Annotated in this window: 18 protein-coding genes and 1 tRNA gene; 10 read left to right on the top strand and 9 right to left on the bottom strand. The window is 62.1% G+C overall.

All coding sequences use genetic code 11. The annotated features are described in order from the left end of the window. Window positions 1-3 precede the first annotated feature (3 nt). Window positions 4-2,511: an alpha/beta hydrolase gene (locus tag HAP47_RS09740; protein ID WP_173638438.1), complete on the bottom strand. Its 2,508-nt coding sequence runs from the start codon at window positions 2,509-2,511 to the stop codon at window positions 4-6. A 130-nt stretch (window positions 2,512-2,641) separates the two neighbouring features. Between HAP47_RS09740 and HAP47_RS09735 the strand changes: the two genes are divergently transcribed. The 5 genes from HAP47_RS09735 to HAP47_RS09715 all read left to right on the top strand — a co-directional run bounded on the left by HAP47_RS09735 (window position 2,642) and on the right by HAP47_RS09715 (window position 6,039). Continuing rightward, complete coding sequence (locus HAP47_RS09735) at window positions 2,642-3,568, top strand: alpha/beta fold hydrolase (protein ID WP_173638439.1); 927 nt, start codon at window positions 2,642-2,644, stop codon at window positions 3,566-3,568. Continuing rightward, a complete protein-coding gene (locus HAP47_RS09730; protein WP_173638440.1) occupies window positions 3,565-4,161 on the top strand; it encodes a hypothetical protein in 597 nt (198 codons plus the stop codon). Before HAP47_RS09735 ends, HAP47_RS09730 begins: the two co-directional genes overlap by 4 nt. 99 nt (window positions 4,162-4,260) lie before the next feature. Beyond that, a complete protein-coding gene (locus tag HAP47_RS09725) occupies window positions 4,261-4,914 on the top strand; it encodes a CoA transferase subunit A (RefSeq protein WP_173638441.1) in 654 nt (217 codons plus the stop codon). A 3-nt stretch (window positions 4,915-4,917) separates the two neighbouring features. Beyond that, window positions 4,918-5,568 (top strand): 3-oxoacid CoA-transferase subunit B, encoded by a 651-nt coding sequence (locus HAP47_RS09720; protein ID WP_173638442.1) that lies wholly within the window; start codon window positions 4,918-4,920, stop codon window positions 5,566-5,568. Window positions 5,569-5,580: 12 nt separating this feature from the next. Then, window positions 5,581-6,039, top strand: coding sequence for a MaoC family dehydratase (locus tag HAP47_RS09715; RefSeq protein ID WP_173638443.1), 459 nt, complete (start codon window positions 5,581-5,583; stop codon window positions 6,037-6,039). Window positions 6,040-6,065: 26 nt separating this feature from the next. Here HAP47_RS09715 and fabI read toward each other — a convergent pair whose 3' ends face one another. The 5 genes from fabI to HAP47_RS09690 all read right to left on the bottom strand — a co-directional run bounded on the left by fabI (window position 6,066) and on the right by HAP47_RS09690 (window position 12,414). Beyond that, window positions 6,066-6,854, bottom strand: a complete 789-nt coding sequence (gene fabI, locus HAP47_RS09710) for an enoyl-ACP reductase FabI (RefSeq protein ID WP_173638444.1) — start codon at window positions 6,852-6,854, stop codon at window positions 6,066-6,068. After that, window positions 6,851-8,065, bottom strand: coding sequence for an acetate/propionate family kinase (locus HAP47_RS09705; RefSeq protein WP_173638445.1), 1,215 nt, complete (start codon window positions 8,063-8,065; stop codon window positions 6,851-6,853). Before HAP47_RS09705 ends, fabI begins: the two co-directional genes overlap by 4 nt. Before the next feature lie 5 nt (window positions 8,066-8,070). Further along, complete coding sequence (locus HAP47_RS09700) at window positions 8,071-9,024, bottom strand: phosphate acetyltransferase (protein WP_173638446.1); 954 nt, start codon at window positions 9,022-9,024, stop codon at window positions 8,071-8,073. Between the two features lie 23 nt (window positions 9,025-9,047). Continuing rightward, window positions 9,048-11,264 carry a DUF3141 domain-containing protein gene (locus tag HAP47_RS09695; RefSeq protein WP_173638447.1) on the bottom strand — a complete coding sequence of 739 codons (2,217 nt, stop codon included), beginning with the start codon at window positions 11,262-11,264 and terminating at the stop codon, window positions 9,048-9,050. A gap of 64 nt (window positions 11,265-11,328) precedes the next feature. Beyond that, window positions 11,329-12,414 (bottom strand): AI-2E family transporter, encoded by a 1,086-nt coding sequence (locus tag HAP47_RS09690; RefSeq protein WP_173638448.1) that lies wholly within the window; start codon window positions 12,412-12,414, stop codon window positions 11,329-11,331. Window positions 12,415-12,551: 137 nt separating this feature from the next. Here HAP47_RS09690 and HAP47_RS09685 point away from each other — a divergent pair, with 137 nt between their 5' ends. Continuing rightward, on the top strand, window positions 12,552-13,073 hold the full coding sequence (locus HAP47_RS09685) for a GNAT family N-acetyltransferase (protein WP_173638449.1): 522 nt from the start codon (window positions 12,552-12,554) through the stop codon (window positions 13,071-13,073). Here the strand turns inward: HAP47_RS09685 and HAP47_RS09680 are convergent. Continuing rightward, window positions 13,066-13,731, bottom strand: a complete 666-nt coding sequence (locus HAP47_RS09680) for a hypothetical protein (RefSeq protein WP_210285239.1) — start codon at window positions 13,729-13,731, stop codon at window positions 13,066-13,068. The two genes, HAP47_RS09685 and HAP47_RS09680, sit on opposite strands and share 8 nt — an antisense overlap. Window positions 13,732-13,787: 56 nt before the next feature. Beyond that, on the bottom strand, window positions 13,788-15,086 hold the full coding sequence (locus tag HAP47_RS09675; RefSeq protein ID WP_173638450.1) for a DUF2254 domain-containing protein: 1,299 nt from the start codon (window positions 15,084-15,086) through the stop codon (window positions 13,788-13,790). Window positions 15,087-15,279: 193 nt separating this feature from the next. Between HAP47_RS09675 and HAP47_RS09670 the strand changes: the two genes are divergently transcribed. Beyond that, window positions 15,280-15,690 (top strand): DUF1622 domain-containing protein, encoded by a 411-nt coding sequence (locus tag HAP47_RS09670; protein ID WP_210285240.1) that lies wholly within the window; start codon window positions 15,280-15,282, stop codon window positions 15,688-15,690. A 642-nt stretch (window positions 15,691-16,332) separates the two neighbouring features. Here the strand turns inward: HAP47_RS09670 and HAP47_RS09665 are convergent. Then, window positions 16,333-16,407: transfer RNA gene (locus tag HAP47_RS09665), tRNA-Glu, on the bottom strand. A gap of 507 nt (window positions 16,408-16,914) precedes the next feature. On the opposite strand from HAP47_RS09665, the gene HAP47_RS09660 reads away from it, so the two are divergent. Genes HAP47_RS09660 through HAP47_RS09650 form a run of 3 tightly spaced genes read left to right on the top strand, consistent with a single transcriptional unit; the run spans window position 16,915 to window position 20,023 of the window. After that, entirely contained in the window at window positions 16,915-17,367 is a 453-nt protein-coding gene (locus HAP47_RS09660) for a (2Fe-2S)-binding protein (protein ID WP_173638451.1), read from the top strand. A 1-nt stretch (window position 17,368) separates the two neighbouring features. Beyond that, entirely contained in the window at window positions 17,369-19,696 is a 2,328-nt protein-coding gene (locus HAP47_RS09655) for a xanthine dehydrogenase family protein molybdopterin-binding subunit (RefSeq protein WP_173638452.1), read from the top strand. 54 nt (window positions 19,697-19,750) lie between these two features. Then, a complete protein-coding gene (locus HAP47_RS09650) occupies window positions 19,751-20,023 on the top strand; it encodes a hypothetical protein (protein ID WP_173638453.1) in 273 nt (90 codons plus the stop codon). Window positions 20,024-20,159: the final 136 nt, after the last annotated feature.

Here is a 20,159-nt window from a genome sequence, read left to right as displayed (position 1 = left end):
GGCCTACTTGTTCAGGCCGGCCGTCGGCGCCGCACCGGCCGGCGTCGGCGCCACAGGCAACGCCGATACCGCCGCACCCTTGATCATGCGCTCGGTGCCGAGCGGCGAACTGGTATCGACCGTTCCCTTCGCCACGAAGTCCACGACGTCGGCCGGGAATTCCACCGGATTGTCCGTGTGGATGAAATGCCCCGTGTCCGGGTAGATCTTCAGGATCGGCCGGTTGCCGGCGTTGGTCATGCGCGACATGAACGGCGTAATGACGTCGCGTCCGAGGTCCGTCAGCCCGTTGAACGCAGGCGTCGGGATGAACGGCTCCTTGTCGCCGAACGACAGGAAGATCGGCGCCTTGATCTGGGTAAGCCGTTGGTACAGGTTCTTGGGATTATCCTGCTGCAGCTCCGCCCCGATCGTATAGACGTCGAAGATGAAGACGTTGCACCACTGCTCCAGCTCCTTCGGATTGCCCTTGGTCAGCCCGACGCGCTGCTCGGTGTGGAAGCGGGCATATTCGCTGTCACTGAAGAAATAGCCGCTCTTTGCAGCCGACACGGCGTTGGCGTCCGGATCGCGCTTCTTGAAATAGAAGAAGTCGCGGATGTTCTGTTCGGAGCGTCCCATTTCTGCGGCTAAAATGCCGGTCTGGTCCCAGGTCTGCTTCCACTTGTCGAAGTCGCGGCCGAAGGCCTCATCGAACAGCCGCGCTTTCTTGTCCTTTGCGATGGTGATGTCGCGCGGATATTCCTCCAGACCGGACGGCGCCTCGAGCGCGAGAGCCTGCACCGCGTCCGGCCACGTCAACGCGTAGCCCATCACGAACTGACCGCCGAGCGAGTGGCCAAGATAATACGCCTTCTTGACGCCGAGCTGGTTGACCACGAGGTCATAGATAACCTCGCGCATGTCTTGCATGGTACGTGCCGGGCTCTTGTCGAGATTGCCGGGCCCGGACATGCCGTAATGCGGCAGATCGGGCGCGATGACGCGCAACCCGCTGCGCAAAGCATACTGCATGACGTTGCCGTAATGCCCGGCGAACGCGCCCTTGCCGTGGATGATGACAAGCACTTTCGGGTCCTTGTCGGTGCCGGCGTACTCGTCCATGTAGCCGATTTGCCAGGACGTGCCACGTTTGTCCTTCGCGGTCGCGTATTTGACCGGATAGGGATAGGTCACATAATTCTTCCAGAACGACTTGGTCGGGTCGATGTTCTCGGCAACGCCGGGCACGCGATAGTTCTTGTCGACGTATTTCTGCGCCCGGTCCAGGCTCGCCACGTCATCCATGAAGGCGACGAATTTCGGGTCGTTCTTCCGGTGGTTGATGATCGGGAATACGCCGTAATGGGCAACTGGGCTTTCCTCGCCGATGATCTGTGCACCGGGAACCCGATCGACGGCGCGTTCGGCCAGCTTGTAGTTCAGCCACTGATCGTTGGTGATGTGCATCACCAGGGTACGGGCCTGGATACGGCCGAGATATGGATTGACGTTGTGCGCCTCACCAACGCGGTTGCGCCAAACGAGATCAACGGCGTCATACAGCTTGGCGCGCGTGATCACGCTGCTGCCCGCCTTCTCGTTCGGTGGGTCCCAATAAAACACTTCCGGCTGTACTGCCGAAAAGCTCTGCGTCGTTCGGAAGCCGAAATCATAGCCGGTCAGGCCGAGCACCGACCAGCCGAATGCCACGCCGAGCATCGGATGCTTCTCTTTGGGCAGCTTGTAGTAGTCGCCCTTGGTGGCCTGCCATACCGGATCGGCCTCGATGGCAGCGGTCATCAATTGGAACGTCCAGTTGCCGACCGGATCTTCGGCGTCCGATTGCGTGGTGCCGCCGATCGGCATCAGCCCACCCATGAAGTCCGGATGCATGACGCCCCAGACATAGGTCTGCGTACCGCCCATCGAGACACCGGTGATGAGCGCGGCGTGCGCGATCTTCAAGCCATCGCGCAGCATGCGGTAATTCGCCTGCACCATGTCGTAGTAGCTGTACTGCGGAAACTTGATGCCGAGGCCGTCGGACGGCTTGCTCGCGCCCCAGGTGCCGAGCGGATCGACCATGACGACGTAGTAGCGATCGGTATCGATCGGCCGACCCGGGCCGATGATCGGCACACCGCCCGACAGGGCAGCGCCCTTGACCCACTGCTCGTACATGTCGGTGGAATCGCCGGAATAATAGGAATTGATGATCACGGCATTGGTGATCTCGCCGGCAGCGTTGCGGCGTGGCGTACCGATCGCGATGTAGGCGCTGTGCAGTTTTCCGGCGCCGAGTGATTCCAGCGTGACGCCGCCCTCGCCGCCATTCTCCCATTTCGAGGGATCGCTCAGATCGTATTTGCCGCCGAGGCGGAAGTTGGCAATCTCGATCGTCTTCTTGAGCTCATCATGCTGCATCTGCGATGAGCGGCGGGTAAAGGGCTGCGCAACTGCAAGGGCGGTGCCGATCAGCAACAGGAGCACGCCGACGAAGCAATGCCTTGCAAAATTTCTTGCGGTCATGGCCGATTCCTCCTGGCAGCTTTGGAGGGAGGCTAGGTACGGCGTCTCGGTCGACCGTTGATATAGCTCAAGGGATTACCGCTTTCATGGACGAGTATTTATTGTCATTCCTCTGGTGCGGACCGCCGCAATGCCCTTTCTCAGTCACGGCTCATATCGCATACGCTATGAGCTCGAGGGGCCGACGGATGCCCCCGCCTTTGTGCTGGTCAACGGACTGACGCAATATGCCGAGCTGTGGGCGGCCTATCGCGACGCCCTCGTCACGCGTCACTTTCGCGTCGCGACATTCGACCTGTTGGGCCAGGGTGAGTCCGACAAGCCCGCCCTCTTCATCAATCAGGACGACCAGGTCGCAGCGCTTCATCTTCTGGTCGGCGAGCTCGGCGAGGTCCCTGTTTTCCTCAGCGGTATCAGCTTCGGGGGCCTGATCGCGCTGCGCTATGCCGTCGCGCATGGCGAGCGGCTCGCGGGACTGGTGCCGATGAGCTGCTTCGCGGAACTTCCGCCGCAGCTCCTCCTGCTCGGCAATGCGCTGCGCACCGGGTTGATCCTCGGCGGCACGGGCTATCTACAGGACTTGCTGCTGCCGATGAACGTGTCCGATCAATGGTTGAAGCCGGTGCTGGACAAGCTGGACAGCGTGAAGCGGCAGGGCTGGCTGGTCAACGACGTCTACGCCCTGCAAAACCTGATGGAGTCCTTCCTCGATTTCCAGCCGCTGACAGCGCAGCTGCCGTCGATCAGCGTACCGACCATGATCCTGAACGGCGAATTCGACTTCCTGACGCCGCGCGCACTGCACGAGACGCTGCGCGTCCATATCCCCGACAGTTCGCTGGTGATCATCCCGAGAGCCTATCACGCCTTCACGCTGGAAAAGCCGGCGCTGACCGCGGACCTGCTCGCACGTTTCGCGGAGGATGTGCTGGCCGGTCGTTGGCACGGCAACAAGGCCGTCTGGATCGCTCCGGATGACGCCGGCGGCGAACTCGTTCCATTTCCGGCCGGCTATGATCATCTACGCGCGATCCCGGTGCAGGGAACGACCCAATGAGCGCATTTTTCGGGCCGCTCGACTCCGAAGGCCGCGTGCCGCCGCGTCAGCAGACGCGCGCTGCCGCGTTCCTGACCTCCGCCCATGGCGCACTGGCACGCCAGTTCGCATTTGCGTTGCCCCCGAAGCTGGAATCCGCCTGGCAGACCGAATTGAACGCGCAGTTCTACCACGAGGCGGAGATCGTTTCTCTGCTGCTGCGCGCGACCTCTTGGGTGCCGGATGTCGCGCTGGGCTATATGGCGATGTCGTGGGAGACGGCATGGTTCCCCCGGCCGCCCGAAGAGATTCCGGATCGTCCGCTGGCGCTGGCGCTCGATCTCGCAACGCTTGCACATGCCGTTCATGCCGGCATACGGCCGGCCGCCTTGCTCCCGCTGGAAGCCAATGCCAGCGACCCCTTCATGATGGCGCTGCGCCGCATCGAATTCGAAAGCGGCCGGCTCCTGCAGGCGCAAATCCTGTTCCTCAAGGGTTCGGCACTCCTGCCATTTCGCGCGGCCGTCAACGCGGCTCTTGAAAGACGTCACGCCGAAGTGCGCAAGCTCTGGCGCGAAGCACTTGAAGGCGTCGGCGTCATTGTCCGCGAATGATGAGAAGCCTTGACGCAGATCAACGGAGCCTAGCGATCGCGCGCCAACATCCATGCCCTGTCGTCCTTCTTTGATCGCCTGCAGACCGGAGTTACAGTCATGAGGGCCGTTTCCGTCGAAGAAGCCGTCGCGATGATCCCGGCCGGCGCCACCGTCATGGTCGGCGGCTTCATGGGTGTTGGAACGCCGGAGCGCCTGCTTGATGAGGTGGTGCGGCAGCAAAAGAGCGGACTCACCATCGTCAGCAACGACGCGACGGTCCCCGGAAAAGGCGTCGGCAAACTATTCGATGCTGCGCTCGTGTCGCGTCTCATCGCGACCCATATCGGGCTCAATCCGAAGGCACAGCAGCAAATGCTCGCCAACCAGGTCGCCGTCGATCTCATTCCGCAAGGAACGTTCGTCGAGCGCATTCGCGCCGGTGGATGCGGTCTCGGCGGCGTCCTGACGCCGACCGGCGTCGGCACGTTGGTCGCGGAGGGCAAGCGCCAGATCGAGGTCGACGGCAAGCCGTACCTGCTCGAGACCGCACTGCGGGCGCAATTCGCCCTGGTGCACGCCTTCCTCGCCGACTATCTCGGCAACCTCTCCTACGCGCTGACTGCGCGCAATTTCAATCCGGTGATGGCAATGGCGGCCGATACCGTAATCGTGACGGCGGAGCACATTGTGCCCGTCGGGGTGATCGCCCCTGACCATGTCGTAACGCCGGCCCCGCTGGTCGACTATCTCATCACGAACCCGAACGGGTGAAACATGGACGCACAGGAGATCATCGCCCGGCGCGTGGCGCACGAGCTCCATTCCGGTGACCTTGTCAATCTGGGGATCGGGATTCCAACGCTGGTCGCAAACTACGTTCCACCGGGCTTGAACGTGTTCTTTCAGTCGGAGAACGGATTGATCGGCACCGGGCCGATCCCCGAGCAGGGATTGGCGCATCCGTTGCTGACGGACGCCGGCGGCCGGCCGATCAGCGCCCTGCCCGGCGCCTCGACCTTCGACAGCGCAATGTCGTTCTCCTTGATCCGCGGCGGCCATGTCGACGTCACCGTGCTTGGCGGTCTGCAAGTCGACGCGCACGGACATCTCGCCAATTGGATGATCCCCGGCAAGATGGTGCCGGGGATGGGCGGCGCGATGGATCTCGTGACCGGAGCCAAGCGTGTCATCGTCGCCATGCAGCACGCAGCCAAGGGCAAATCGAAGATCGTCACGCAATGCAACCTGCCCTTGACCTCGGCGCGGGCGGTCAGCCTGGTGGTGACCGATCTCGCGGTGATCGGCTTCCCCGACGGCAAGGCCACCCTGCTGGAAACCGCTCCCGGTATCACCGTCGGCGAAGTCGTGGCGGTGACGGACGCCGAGCTCGTGATTCCCGACATTGTTCCCGAAATGAAGATCTGAGCAGGAATGAACATGCGGATATTCAGCAACTTCAACGAGATCAAATCGGCGGTCGGTACCGAGATCGGGGCCAGCGACTGGGTCGAGGTGACCCAGGATCGCATCAACCGCTTTGCGGAGGCGACCTGCGACGAGCAATGGATCCATGTCGACCAGGAACGCGCGAAGAAAGAGTTGCCCGGCGGCACCACGATCGCGCACGGCCTGCTGTCGCTCGCGCTCGCGCCGATGTTCATCCGGTCGGTACTGGGCCTGAAGGGACTGCGCAACACCCTCAATTACGGCGCGGACAGGATCAGGTATCTGGCCCCCGTGCCGGCGGGCTCCAGGCTGCGCGGCCGCGTCACCGTCGCGGAGGCGGAGGACGTGCCGCCCGACGGCCTGCGGGTCAACTATCATCTCGTCATCGAGATCGAAGGCGGCAAGAAGCCCGCTTGCGTCGCCGAGCTGATCGCCCTGCACTATCGCTGAGCGGTGCGCGCCGCTCACGCTCACGGTCAGTCTATGATGTGGTAGCCGCCATCGATATAAAGCACTCCGCCGGTAATCAGCTTGGCGCCGTCGAGCGCAAGAAATGCCGTGGCGTTGCCGACATCGTCGATGCTGACGAGGCTGCGGCTCGGCGCCTTCGATTGCGCCTTGTCCATCAGCTCGTCGAATTCCGGGATGCCCGACGCAGCCCGCGTGGCGAGCGGCCCCGGCGAGATTGCGTGCACGCGGATGCCCTTCGGCCCCAGTTCGGCAGCAATGTAACGGACGGCAGCCTCAAGCGCCGCCTTCGCCACGCCCATCACATTATAGTTCTCGACCACCATCTGGCTGCCGTAATAGGTCATGGTGAACATCGTGCCGCCGTTCTTCATCAGCGGTTCGGCCAGATGCGCCATTCGCATGAACGACCAGCACGAGACATCCATCGTCTTCAGGAATCCGTCGCGGCCGACATCGACCACGCGTCCGTGCAGCGCTTCCTTTGGCGAGAAGGCGATCGAGTGCAGCATGAAATCGAGCTGTCCCCATTCCTTTCCGATCCGCTCGAACACCGCCTCGGTCTGCCCCTCCACCATCACGTCAAGCGGCATGAAGATCGGCGCCTCCAGCGCCTGCGCCAGCGGTTCGACGTGCTTCCTGGCACGTTCGTTCAGATAGGTGACCGCGAGCTCCGCCCCGAGCGCTCGAAATGCCCTGGCACAGCCCCAGGCGATGGATTGATCGTTGGCGATGCCGACGATGAGACCTTTCTTGCCTTTCAGGGCAACCTTGGTATCCGGAAATACTGGGATCATGACACCCTCGCTTGTTTGGGGTTCGGCGATGGCCTGTTGATCAGGAGCGACAGCGTGTGCTGTGCGATCATCAATTCCTCGTCGGTCGGCACGACATAGACCGGAATGAGGCTGTCAGGGCCCGATATGAGGGACGCGTGGCGGGAATTCTCGGCAGGATCCAGCGTGACACCGAGCCATCCCAGCTGTTCTCCCACGCGTGCGCGGATGGTTGCGGAGTTCTCGCCAATACCGGCCGTGAAGACGAAGGCGTCCGGCCCCTGCAACGCGGCTGCAAGCATGCCGGCATTGAGTCCGATCCGATAGACGAAATAGTCGATCGCCAATCTGGCGTTGGCATCTTCGTTGGCCTCAAGCTCCCGCATATCGTTGCTGATGCCGGAGAGCCCCTTCAATCCGCAATCCCTATAGAGGAAATTCTGCACGTCCGATGTCGACATTCCCTTCTCGGATAGAAGATAGAGCACAACGCCGGGATCGATCTGACCGGGACGCGTCCCCATCGGCAGACCATCCAGCGCGGTGAAGCCCATGGTGCTCTCGACGCTCCGCCCTTCCTTCAGCGCACACATCGAGGCTCCGCTGCCGAGATGGGCGACGATCACTCCGCGCTTCGCGATATCCGGCGCGATCTGCGGCAAGGTCCTTGCTATGTATTCGTAGGACAGGCCGTGAAAGCCGTATCGCCGCACGCCTTCGGCGTGGAGCTGATGCGGGATCGCGTAATGATCGGCGACCGCGCTATGCGTGCGGTGAAACGCGGTGTCGAAACAGGCGACCTGCGGCAATGTCGGAAAGCCGGCGAGGATCGAACGGATCGGCGCCAGATTGTACGGCTGATGCAGCGGCGCAAGGCTGACGAACCGTTCCAGGCGGGCGACCACCCCGTGGTCAATCAAGACCGGGCGGTCGAAGTCCGGACCGCCATGCACCACGCGATGCCCGACAGCGATGGGGTGGATGCGAAGCTCGTCCCGCAACCATTCGCCGGCGATGCCCATTGCGGCCGGGACATCCGGAATGGCTTCAATCGGATAGGCGCGGTCGGCCAGACGATCGCCGCTCGGACCGCTCGCCCGCAAGCGCGGCCGGCTGCCAATTCCGTCGACCTGGCCCTTGATCTGCCGCCGCAGTCTGCCCTCGCCCTCCACTGAATAGACCTGGAATTTTACGCTTGAGGAGCCTGCGTTGACGACGAGGATGGTATCCATGCCGATCACGCCGCTACTGTCGGAGCATGGCGGCGCCGCGCATTGGCGTAGAGCGCCGCCACCGCACAAGACGCCATTCGCGCGCGCGCCGAGTCCGCGCGCGACGTCAAAACGACCGGAACCCGGGCGCCGAGCACGATACCGGCACTATCCGCCTTGGCGAAATAAGCGAGGTTCTTGGCCAGCATATTGCCGGCCTCGAGATCGGGAACGAGCAGGATCTGCGCCCGGCCAGCGACCTCGGACCTGATGCCCTTTATTCGTGCGGCCTCCGGGTCGATCGCATTGTCGAACGCCAATGGCCCGTCGAGCACACCGCCGGTGATCTGGCCGCGGTCGGCCATCTTGCAGAGCGCCGCCGCCTCGATCGTCGACGGAATCTTGGTGGTCACGGTTTCGACCGCAGACAGGATCGCGACGCGCGGCGTTTTGCCGAATCCGGCCTCGTTATAGAGATCAATGGCGTTCTGGATGATGTCGCGCTTGGCGTCGAGGTCCGGAAAGATGTTGATCGCCGCGTCCGTCACGAACAGCGTTTCGGCATAAGCCGGCACGTCCATCACGAACACATGGCTGATGCGACGATCGGTGCGCAGGCCGCCCGCTTTCGCAGTGACAGCACGCATAAGTTCGTCGGTGTGCAGGCTGCCCTTCATGAGCATTTCGCCCTTGGCAGCGTGGATCAGTTCGACGCTCTTGGAGGCTGCTTCCTCGCTATGTGCGGCATCGACGATCTCGAAGCCGGAGATGTCGAGACCGTGCTTGCTTGCGGTGTCCCTGATCTTCCTCTCGGGACCGACCAGAATCGGTCGGATGATGCCGGCCCTCGCGCTCTCTACGGCGCCACGCAGCGAAGTCTCATCGCAAGGGTGCACGACAATGGTCGGGACCGCAGGCACGGCCTTGGCCGCCGCGATCAGGCGGTCGTACTTGCTGGGTAACTGCGTGTCGGCTGACATGATGCCGTCCCTTCCAACCGGTGTTACGACGCTTTCGCCTTGGGATCGAAAGGGGCAACTTTCGACGCCACCCCTGCATCGACGCCGAACAACTCGCCAACACGATTGAGACGATTGGCGACTTCACCCGAAACTTCGCTGCTGGCTGACAGCACCTCCCGGATCGCCGCAAAGGCCGCGCGACGTTCATTGGCATTCTCGGGCAACAATTTCGGAATTGCCGCCAACGCAGCCTCCTGGTCCAGCAGCAGCATGAAGAACTGCTCCCGGACCAGCATCTTGAACTCGGCCAGCGTCATCCGCGCACCGGCATCCTGGCGGCGCAAGTTGCGCAGTGCCTCGAGGCTGCGCTCGTCGACCATCCCTCGCACCGATCCGGCATAAAGCAGGCCGCGAATGCCAGCCTCGCGAAGGCCTCCCACGCTGATCCTCGATTTCAGTTCCGCGATCCGCTTCTCGAGCATTGCGCGGTGTTCGGCAGGCATTTCGCGATTGCGCGATGGCGCCGACTTCGGATCGATGCCGACAGCCGCCTGCAGCGCCGGCGAGCCATAGACGTTGAGGAAGATCGCCTCGCTCAGCGCCTCCTGCGAGTCACGCCAGCTATCCAGCATATGCACGATCTGCTTGGACATCTGCTCCTGAAATACCAGGAAGGGATTGTCCTTCGAAACCGGCTTGCGGCTCTCTTCTATGTCGTCAGCGGCCGACTTCACTGCCGTCATCCACGGATTATGGCTACTGAGCGCCTCATACTGGAGCCGCAGCGGATGCAGATTGCGCATCGTTTCCGCCATCTGCGGGGTAACCATGCTCTTGATCCAGGGCTGGACGAATTTCTTGTAGGCCGCGAGATTGAGCTCCGAGACACGCTTGGCGGTGGCGAAGCGCCTTTCGTCCTCGGGCGAGTTGCCGCCCATGGCACGAATGTCGTCGAGTGTCCGTGCTTCGCAGCGCATCACCCATTGGCCCACGACGAGATCGGAGCTTGTGGTTTCTTCGCCCTTGGCTTCGAACGTCGCCTCATAAAGTCCCGGCGGCAGCACATCGATCAGATCGATGTTACTGGAAAATTCCGCATGCTCCTTTTTCGCGACACCGCCGGAGACAAAGATGCCAAGGTGGCCGATGCTTTCGTGAACGGTGTAGACGATCGTCTGCCCGTAGGCCCTGATTTCGTCGACGTCGGCGTAGCAATCGAGGATCCAATCCAGCGCCTGCTGCGGCGGGGTGACGTTGTCGCCCTTGGAGCAGAACACCACGATCGGAGACCTGATGTTGCGCAAGTCGACCTTCTGGCCATCGGACATCTCGATCTTGCCGGCGGCGAGGTTGTTGCCGATGAAGAGCTCATCGACGATGAACTGGATCTCCTCGGCATTCAGGTTGACGTGTCCGCCCCACCAGCGCTCAAATTCGAGGTAGCGATCGGCTTCGGTGTCGGCCTTTGAATAGACGTTGTACTGCTTGGTCCACAGCGTGTTCGAGGGATTCTGATTCTCGAAATTTTGTACCAGCCAGGCACCGTCGAACTTGCCGGCTCCGAGATCGCTGGTCAGCGCGGTCAACCAGCTTCCGCCCAACAGGCCGCCCGAGTAGCGCATTGGATATTTGCCGTGCACCCCCGCCCAATAGGAAAGCGGCGCGCCGGCGATGATCAACGGCCCGAACAATTCCGGCCGTAGCGACGCCAGGATCATGACGGCCCAGCCTGCCTGGCAATTGCCTATCACGCAGGGTTTGCCGTCAGCTTTGGGATGCAGGCTGATGACCTTCTCGATGAACCGCGCTTCGGCGCGCGCGATGCGCTCGATGGTCTGCCCGGGCATCGGTTCCGGCAGGAACCCGACGAAGTAGCAGGTATGCCCCGCCTTCATCGCAACGCCGATCTCGCTATCGGCCTTGAACCCGCCAATTCCGGGACCGTGCCCGGCGCGCGGATCGACCACGATGAAAGGCCGCCGCTCCGGATCAATATCGATTCCCTTGGGTGGAATGATGCGGACGAGCGCGTAGTTGACCGGCTCGTCCAGCTTACGGCCGTCGATGATCAATTCAGCGGCATATTGCAGGACATGCGGCGCCGTCTGGGCGACGTGTTCACGGTACTGATCGCCACGTCTGCGCATGATGTCCATGAACAGCACGCTGCGTTGCCCCGCATCGACCATGTATTCCACGGCTGAGGCGACAAGCCCCGACATAGCGCCGCCCGGCAGATTTTGGGTTTCCATCGACATCTTCAGACCTCACTTGCATCTCGGTTCATACAAGGTGAGTTGCGTTGCAGGACGTTGATTTAGGTCAACGCCCGCCGGTTACTTGCAAGCTGGCCCGATCCGATCGGATCCAAGCCACGGCGAGTTCCCAAGCCACCGACAGGATGATCGGCCCGATAAAGAGGCCGACAATTCCGTGCGCAAGCGTGCCGCCAATCACGCCGATCAGGATGACCAGCGTCGGCGTCGTCAGCCCGCGCCCCATCAGCAGCGGCTTCAGGATGTTGTCGAGAATGGCGACGACCCCAAGGAACAACGTCAGCAGGAGCGCCGTGGTGACGTCCTTGTCGATCCAGATCCAGATGATCACGGGCAGGATGATGATCGTTGCACCGATCTGAACGATAGACAGCAGCAAAACCAGCAGCGCCAACAGGCCGGCGCTCGGGATGCCGGCCAGCTTGAAGCCGACACCGGCGAGCAGCGACTGGATGATCGCGACGCCGATCACGCCTTGAGACACGGCACGGATCGTTGCACCGGCCAAGTCAAGAAAATGCTCGCTTTGGTCCGGCACGATCCGCGACAGAAAACCCCTCCCTGCCGCCACAAGCTGCGATCCAAACGGAAGGATGGCGCCCGCGACAACCACGGAAAGCAGGAACTTGATCGCGCCGAGGCCGGCACCGCCCGCAAAGGCAAGTAAAGTGGCCGCGACGGTTTTCAGATGCGGCGCAACTTGATGCAGAACAGAGCGGAGATTGGTTGTAGCTTGGTCCCATAGCTCATAGAGCTGCGATCCGATCAGCGGCCAACTCTTGATGGCCTGGGGAGGCGAAGGGAGCACCAAATCGCCCGTGGTCAACTGGCCGGAGAGGTCCTTGAGTCCATCCAGCGCGCCCAGGCCGAGCCAAGCCGCCGGCCCGATGACGATGGCAAGGTTGATTAGTGTGAGCGCGGCCGCCGCAAGCTTCGGCCGTCCGCCGAGGATTTTGGCAAGCAGCACGAAAGCGGGATTGAGCGCAGCTGCGAGCACGAAAGCCCATGCCAGGATTGGCACAAACGGTCGCATCAGGACGAATGTCCAGAAGATCAACAAGCCGAGCAGTCCGAGCCGGATCAAAAGCTGGACCACGTCCTCTCCGGTGAGAAGCAGGCGAAGTGCTTTCACGTCCGCGCCTCCATCCTCGAGTTGTGCGTGCTACGATCAAGCGTAGCGGGCGCCTTCGTGCACCTGTCTTGATCCAGATCAAGCGATCGCGGGCTGCCCGACGGATTAATTCGTGGACCGGACAAGAAAGCCTCTCAATGTCGGATTTCGCCAACTACATCGCCCACGAACATTCGCGCGACGGTAGGCCGGTCGAAATTCGAGCGCTCCGGCCGGATGATGAAGCCGACATGCTGGCGGCGCTGGAGCAGACCAGCGCTCAGTCGCTGCAACGCCGGTTCTTCGTGATGAAGCGCCATTTCTCCGACAAGGAGCGTGCGTTCTTCCTGGACATCGACTTCAGCAACCATGTGGCGCTGGCAGTGCTCGCCGAGCAAGCCGGCCGGAAGGTCATCATCGGCGGCGGCCGATATATCGTCTTCGCGACCGGGCGGGCCGAGATGGCCTTTATGGTGATCGATTCCTGGCAGGCGCGCGGGATCGGCTCGATGCTGATGCGCCATCTCATCAAGCTCGCGGGTCATGCCGGGCTTAAGGAACTGACCGCGGAAGTCCTGCCGGAAAACGCGGCGATGCTGAACGTCTTCCGGAAGTCCGGCTTTAAACCCGTCTCGACCCGGGATCCACAAACGGTCCATCTTGTTCTGAAGCTCACGTAGCGCTGACGGGCGGTGAACTTGAAGTGCCAGCCGCACCTGGCGGACCCGCGTCAGGGGGCTTGCTGAGCTCCGTGGTCCCGTTCAACCAGATATTCGCGCTCACCAAGAGCACCCAGAATGGGAATACGACAAGGCTCCAATCGATGAAATAACTGCCGATCAGCAATATCGCCGCCACTGTATAACCCCCATGCGCCAGCCACCGAGGAGTCAGGCCGGTGTAGAGTGCAATCGTCGACGTCGTGATCATGAAAACCGAAGCGGTCTTGACCAGATAGACGTTGACCATTCCATAGGCCAAGCCGCGGCCAAAGTGGAAGGTCGCCGAATTGATCAGCGTTTCGGGTGCTGCGTGAAAGGCAAGAATGACCGCGCCGATGACGGCCGCTGCGGTGAACAGCATAGCGAGCAGCAGGACCGCACTGCCGAAGAAGATCGTCGCAAAGAACTGATCTTCCTGCGCGCCGAGGCGATCGCGAAGAAACCCGACGAACCAAAGAAAGGCGACGCCGGCGAAGGGCACCAGATTGAGTGCCAGTGCCACATTCCCCGTTCCACCCTCGAGCCATGCTCCAGGTTCGAGCGGATCGGCCGGCACGGAGCCGCGCATCAACAGGAATACGGCAAGGAGCAGCAGCGAAAACAGGATGCCGGCCACGGCGGCGACCCGCGGAGCCCGCAGTCTTGCTCGCATCGATCCGGATGACCCGGCGGTCACGATGCAGCCCGTCCGGCCGATTCCATCAATGCGGACTGATCGACTTTGCCGTCCTCGTGCCGATGCGACAAGCCTAGCCCCTGCCGGTCTTCGATACGGGCCGCGGCGCGATCCTGCAGATCGAAGCCCGACCGTTCGATGCTGGAATCGAGATGGCTGAGATAAGCGCGAACTATAACCGCGCGCTCACTGCCGATACAGTCGGCAAGCTCCAACAAAGCGGAGCGCAAGCGGCGCATGACCTGAATAGAAGTCGATCCGAACTGCCGAATCTCATCGAAGGCGAGTGCGAGGTAATCTTCCCAGGTTGGCATCCGGTAGATCACCCTCAGAACACCCTCCTGATCATGCGCGCTGCAGGTCTCCAGATCGCATTTTGCCAGCCGCCGCAGCAGATCCTCGATCTGGTCGATAGCCTGAACCGCCGTTGTGGGATCATTGATTGCTGGAGACAGGGCCTTAATGGCGATATCGACCAGCAAGCGTAACGCGTACTTCGGATCCTGCTCGAAGGTGCGTTGGTCGCCGAGATGAATGCATGCGTTCCACTGCTCTTCCGAGACCAAGGCGACCTTGCCGTGAGCATGCAAGATGGTTGTATCCTGGAGCAACGTATCGCCGACGGCGCAATCCAACGTGACGACTCCGTCGATCCGACGCGCATAGCCTACCAACCCAGCGATATCGATTGACGTAACCGATCGCGGATTTCCGGTACGCTTGACCGTAAGCACCGTCCCTCTGGATGGTTGCTGCGCTTGAATCGTCTCGCCGGATGTCAACCATGGGGCGGCCTGATAGGTGCTGATGATGACTTCTCTGCCCTTATCTCCCAGAATCTGCAGCACCCGCGTAATCTGAAGATTGTTCAAGCGCTCGACCAGCCGCGAAAGCATTAGCACGCTAGCCATCAGCATCGCGGCCACGATGGCCGCGGACAGCAAAGGAACGCTTGGCGCGTCCGCGCGATCGACCCAGGCCAGCGTCGCGAGGCTGTACATGAACGTCGCAACGAACATGCCCAATGAATGAAACAGGAGCCGATCGCGTGCGAACCAGACGACGAGACGAGGCGAATAGACGATAGCGTTGAATTGGACGAGCACAAAGGCGATCGAGAAAACGATGCCGGTCAAGGCCATCATTCCAGAAGCAACCGCCGACAGATACGCCTGGGCAGACGACGTCGAAAGGTGAAGGCTGATAGCGAGAAATCTGGACTCGAGGCGCGGCACCACGAAGCCGCCTGCGATGCTCAAAACGGCATAGATCGTGGGTATGAGCCAGAGCTGCATTTCACGTCCTCGCGGCGATTCATTGACTGCTAGTTTTCGGCGCCAGTCTTGACATAGGTCAATCGGGTACGGCTGCGGCACGGAAAGCTGTCCGCGATGGACCGGCGTGGTCCGTTCCTTCTGTCCCGTGCGCGAATTGGTCGCTCACCGGACAGATCTCGTTGTGCTTTGCGACGCAGGGGACACTTGAAGCATGAATTCCGGCTCCGTTCCCTTGCCGTCCTTCGAGATGACCACCAGCCAGTGGATACATTTGGTCGGCATAGGCATCGAGATATTTGGAGTCTTCATCATCGTCGCGGGGATCATATGGTCCAGCCGATACGTCTATCGTCGCGGACTCACGTCCCGTTACGAGGGCTACAAGATCAGCATCGGACGTTCGCTTCTGCTCGGGCTCGAAGTATTGGTGGCAGCAGATATCGTCAAAACGATCGCCATAGAGCTTACCTTTACGAGCCTGGGTCTCCTCGCCGGCCTGGTCCTGGTACGCACCTTCCTAAGTTGGACACTGGCGCTCGAAATCGAGGGGCGCTGGCCCTGGCAGCGAGATGTCGCGTCAATGCACCCGAACAAGCCTCGACAAGAGAGTACGGCTGGTTAGGCCTTGCGCCTCCTCACCCTGGTGGCGGGACCGCATCAAGGTCGATACCTTGTACAACCCGGACAGATGCCGAAATGAAGGCCTTCGAGGACCGATGGGCGTTTGGCACAAAGCAACGCGCGGCTTACGAGCTGATGCTCAACGTTAGCACGCATTGACACGCACCTGACGACATGGGTGCAGGCCGATGCTGACGATTTCGAGTACACGAGGCGCAAGACCGGTGTTCCAGTCCTAGTGGAAAAAGCGCAGTCCCTTTGCGCCGCCCTCGCCGCACTCCCTCGCAAGCACGTCTGCATCTTGACGACCGAATGGGGCAAGCCGTTTACGGTCGATGGTGGATGCGCGATGCGATGACGGACGCCGGACTGCCGCTCGATTGCCGACCGCATGGCCTTCGCAAGACCTTTGGCCGCCTCCTCGCAGACGCTGGCGCGACCGCTCACGACATCATGGCCGCACTGGGCCACCTGACTCTCGCGAAGCTGAACGCTACACGCGCGAGGCTGACCGCCGCCGGGGTGGCCGTCGCGCAATCTCAAAGCTTGAAGATCACAAGGCGAACAGAATTCCCCAAAACTCTTCGGTCAGTTGGGGAAACTGTCAAAAACTGCAGGAAAATCAAAATGAATGGAAGATCACTGGCGCTCCCTAGGGGAATCGAACCCCTGTTTCAGCCTTGAGAGGGCCGCGTCCTAACCGCTAGACGAAGGGAGCGTTGAGGGGGAAGGCAATAGCCTCGAAATCGCCCCGCCGCAAGATGGCTTGTGCGTTGCGGCGGGGATTTTGTCATCCATGCTTACCATGCCGTGCCGGCGATTTCGGCGCGGGGAGCGGCCCCGGAACGCTCCCTGCGCCCTGCGGGGCCTCAGCACGCCGCACCCGCACGGACGCGATGCGGCCGGGCCGCCCGTATGGTGGCCACCTCCGGATGTCATGTCTGTATCGTGCACGGCCCTGCTTTCGCCAAACGGAAATGCAAAACACTTGGCTGTGAAGTCACCCGGCGGCCTGCCTCTGCTAACATCGCAGCTCTTCACCATGCTGCGCCGGGCAAGGCGCTCGATAAGCGAGAGGAGTGCTTGGAACAAAGCGCAAGCGCGCCGGCACGACAACTGGCTCACGAATATCTTGGCAAAACAAACATCAACGCGGCCGCAGGCCATGGAAGACGTTCCGCCCTGCCCGCACCGGTCAATAGCTTAAGCAGAGCGAGGAAAGACCATGATCAAACTAAAAATCAACGGCCAGGAACAGAATTGGGACGGCGACCCTAATCTTTCGCTGCTCTGGTATCTCCGTGACGAAGCAGGGCTCACGGGCACCAAGTTCGGCTGCGGCCAGGCGCTGTGCGGCGCCTGCACCGTGATCGTCGACAAGGAGGCGGTGCGCGCCTGCATCACCTCGGTCTCCGACGTCGTCGGCCGCGAGGTCACCACCATCGAGGGGCTGCACCCGACCGGCGACCATCCGGTGCAGAAGGCGTGGCGCCAGGTCAATGTTCCGCAGTGCGGCTACTGCCAGGCCGGCCAGATCATGCAGGCGGCTGCGCTGCTGGACCAGAACCCGAAGCCCAACCACGACCAGATCCGCGAAGCCATGTCCGGCAACATCTGCCGCTGCGGCTGCTACCAGCGGATCGAGAATGCCGTCCATCTCGCATCGACGGGAGTGTGACATGAACATCCGCACCAACATACCCACCAATTCTGGCAAGCTTCGCGGCTTCGAGAAGCATGTGAAGGTCGAGAACGTCTCGCGCCGCAGCATCCTCAAGGGTCTCGGCATCGCCGGCTCTTTCGTGCTCGCCGCACCCGTGATGACACGGCAGGCGTTCGCCTATGAGACCGGTGCCGGCAAGATGCCGCACGGCGTCGTGGTCGACCCGCGCGTGTTCGTCGCGATCGCCCCCGACGGCGTCGTCACCATCCTGGCGCACCGCTCCGAGATGGGCACCGGCGTCCGCACCAGCCTGCCCTTGATCGTCGCCGAGGAGATGGAGGCCGACTGGGCCCGCGTCCATGTCCAGCAGGCGCATGGCGACGAGGTCAAGTTCGGCAACCAGGACACCGACGGGTCGCGCAGCACGCGGCACTATCTGATCCCGATGCGCCAGATCGGCGCCTCCGCGCGCTCAATGCTGGAAGCCGCCGCCGCCAAAAAATGGGGCGTGCCGGTCGCCGAGGTGAAGGCGCAGAACCATGAGGTTGTGCACAGCTCAAGTGGCCGCAAGATCGGCTTCGGCGATCTCGCGGCCGATGCCGCCAAGGAGTCGGTGCCGAGCATCGAGGGCCTCAAGCTGAAGGATCCGAAGGACTTCCGCTATCTCGGCAAGGGCGAGGTCTCGATCGTCGACCTGCACGACATCACCACCGGCAAGGCCAATTACGGCGCAGATATCCGCCTGCCCGGCCTGAAATACGCGGTCATCGCCCGTCCTCCGGTTACCGGCGGCAAGCTCAAGTCGTTCGACGACAGCGCGGCGATGAAGGTGCCCGGCGTCGAGAAGGTCATGGAGGTCAAGGGCTGGCCCTGGCCATCCAAGTTCCAGCCGCTCGGCGGCGTGGCCGTGATCGCGCGCAACACCGGTGCCGCGATCAAGGGCCGCGACGCGCTGAAGATCGTCTGGGATGACGGCGCGAACGCGAAATACGACTCCGCCACCTATCGTGCCTCGCTCGAGGAGGCCGCGCGCAAGCCCGGGCTCGTGGTGCGGAAGGAAGGCGACGTCGATGCGGCGCTGAAGAGCGCCGACAAGGTGATCGTGGGCGAATATTATCTGCCACATCTCGCCCATGTCAGCATGGAGCCGCCGGTCGCGGTTGCCGACGTCAAGGGCGACAAGGCCCAGATCTGGGCGCCGGTGCAGAGTCCCGGTGGCACTCGCGAGGACGTCGCCAAGACGCTCGGCATCCCCGAGGACAATGTCACCGTCAACGTGACGCTGCTTGGCGGCGGCTTCGGCCGCAAGTCGAAATGCGACTTCGCGCTCGAGGCGGCACTGCTGTCGAAGGAACTCGGCACGCCGGTCAAGGTGCAGTGGACCCGTGAGGACGACGTGCATCACGACTTCCTGCACACGGTCTCCGTGGAACGGATCGAGGCCGGTCTCGACAAGAGCGGCAAGGTGATCGCGTGGCGGCACCGCAGCGTGGCGCCGACCATCGCCTCCACCTTCGCCGCCGGCGCCAACCATGAAGCGCCGTTCGAGCTCGGCATGGGCCTCATCGACAACCCGTTCGAGATCGCCAATCTGCAGTGCGAGAATCCGGAGGCGGCCGCGTTCACGCGGATCGGCTGGTTCCGCTCGGTGTCCAACATCCCGCGCGCCTTCGCGGTGCAATCCATGGTCGGGGAAATCGCGCATGCGACCGGCCGCGACCAGAAGGAGATGCTGCTGGAGCTGATCGGCAGCCCGCGGATCGTCAACCTGTCCTCGGTGAAGGATCCCTGGAACTACGGCGAGCCCTATGACAGCTACCCGATCGACACCGCGCGGCTCCGCAAGGTGGTCGAACTGGTTGCCGAAAAGGGCGAGTGGGGCCGTACCGTCCCGAAGGGCCATGGTCTCGGCATCGCCGTGCACCGCTCCTTCGTCAGCTACATCGCGACCATCGTCGAGGTGGCTGTTGACGACAAGGGCAAGCTCACGGTGCCGCGGGTCGACACCGCGATCGATTGCGGCACGTACGTCAACCCGGAGCGGATCGCCTCGCAGATCGAAGGCGCCGCGATCATGGGGCTGAGCCTCGCCAAATATGGCGAGATCAGCTTCAAGGACGGCAAGGTGCAGCAGAGCAATTTCGACGACTTCCCGGTGATCCGGATCGACGAGTCGCCTGTGATCACCAACGTCTACATCGTGCCGCCCGGGGCAGACACCCCGCCGAGCGGCGTCGGCGAACCCGGCGTGCCGCCGTTCGCACCGGCCCTGAGCAACGCGATCTTTGCCGCCACCGGAAAGCGCATCCGCGCCCTTCCGATCGGCAAGCAGCTGGAGACCTGAGGCAGGAACGTTAGCTGAAGCGGGCCGTTCTCATCGATCCACTGGAGCAGATCGATGAGAACCCCACCTCGAAAATCCAAGACGCTCGCGGCAATCTTGTCCGCGGGCGTCTTTCTCTTTGCGACACAGGCAGCGTTTGCACAGACCGCCTCGCCGCCGAGCACGACCGCGACGCGTCCGGCCAAGGTACTGCCCGACCAGACCTCGGTTCCGAGCAATGGGCCGCCCTCGACCACCGGGCAAGCCACCGGTGAGGTCAGCCGTGATCCGACGATCAAGCAGATGAACGAGGACGAGAAGCAGAAGGTCGACACCAAGGGCAAGTAGCGCATGATCCGGAAGGATCATGCTGAAGACCAAAGCGGACCGGGAAGCGGCGGTCTCCCCAACCGCCGCTTCCCGATCGCATCGCCCCCTATCGGCGAGAAGCGCTTTTCTGGAGCTTCGGTTCTGATTCAATAGA

Origin of the sequence: Bradyrhizobium sp. 41S5 (assembly GCF_011516665.3) — a bacterium.
In the GTDB taxonomy this organism is placed as follows: domain Bacteria; phylum Pseudomonadota; class Alphaproteobacteria; order Rhizobiales; family Xanthobacteraceae; genus Bradyrhizobium; species Bradyrhizobium quebecense.
This window is presented reverse-complemented; position numbering and strand designations above follow the sequence as displayed.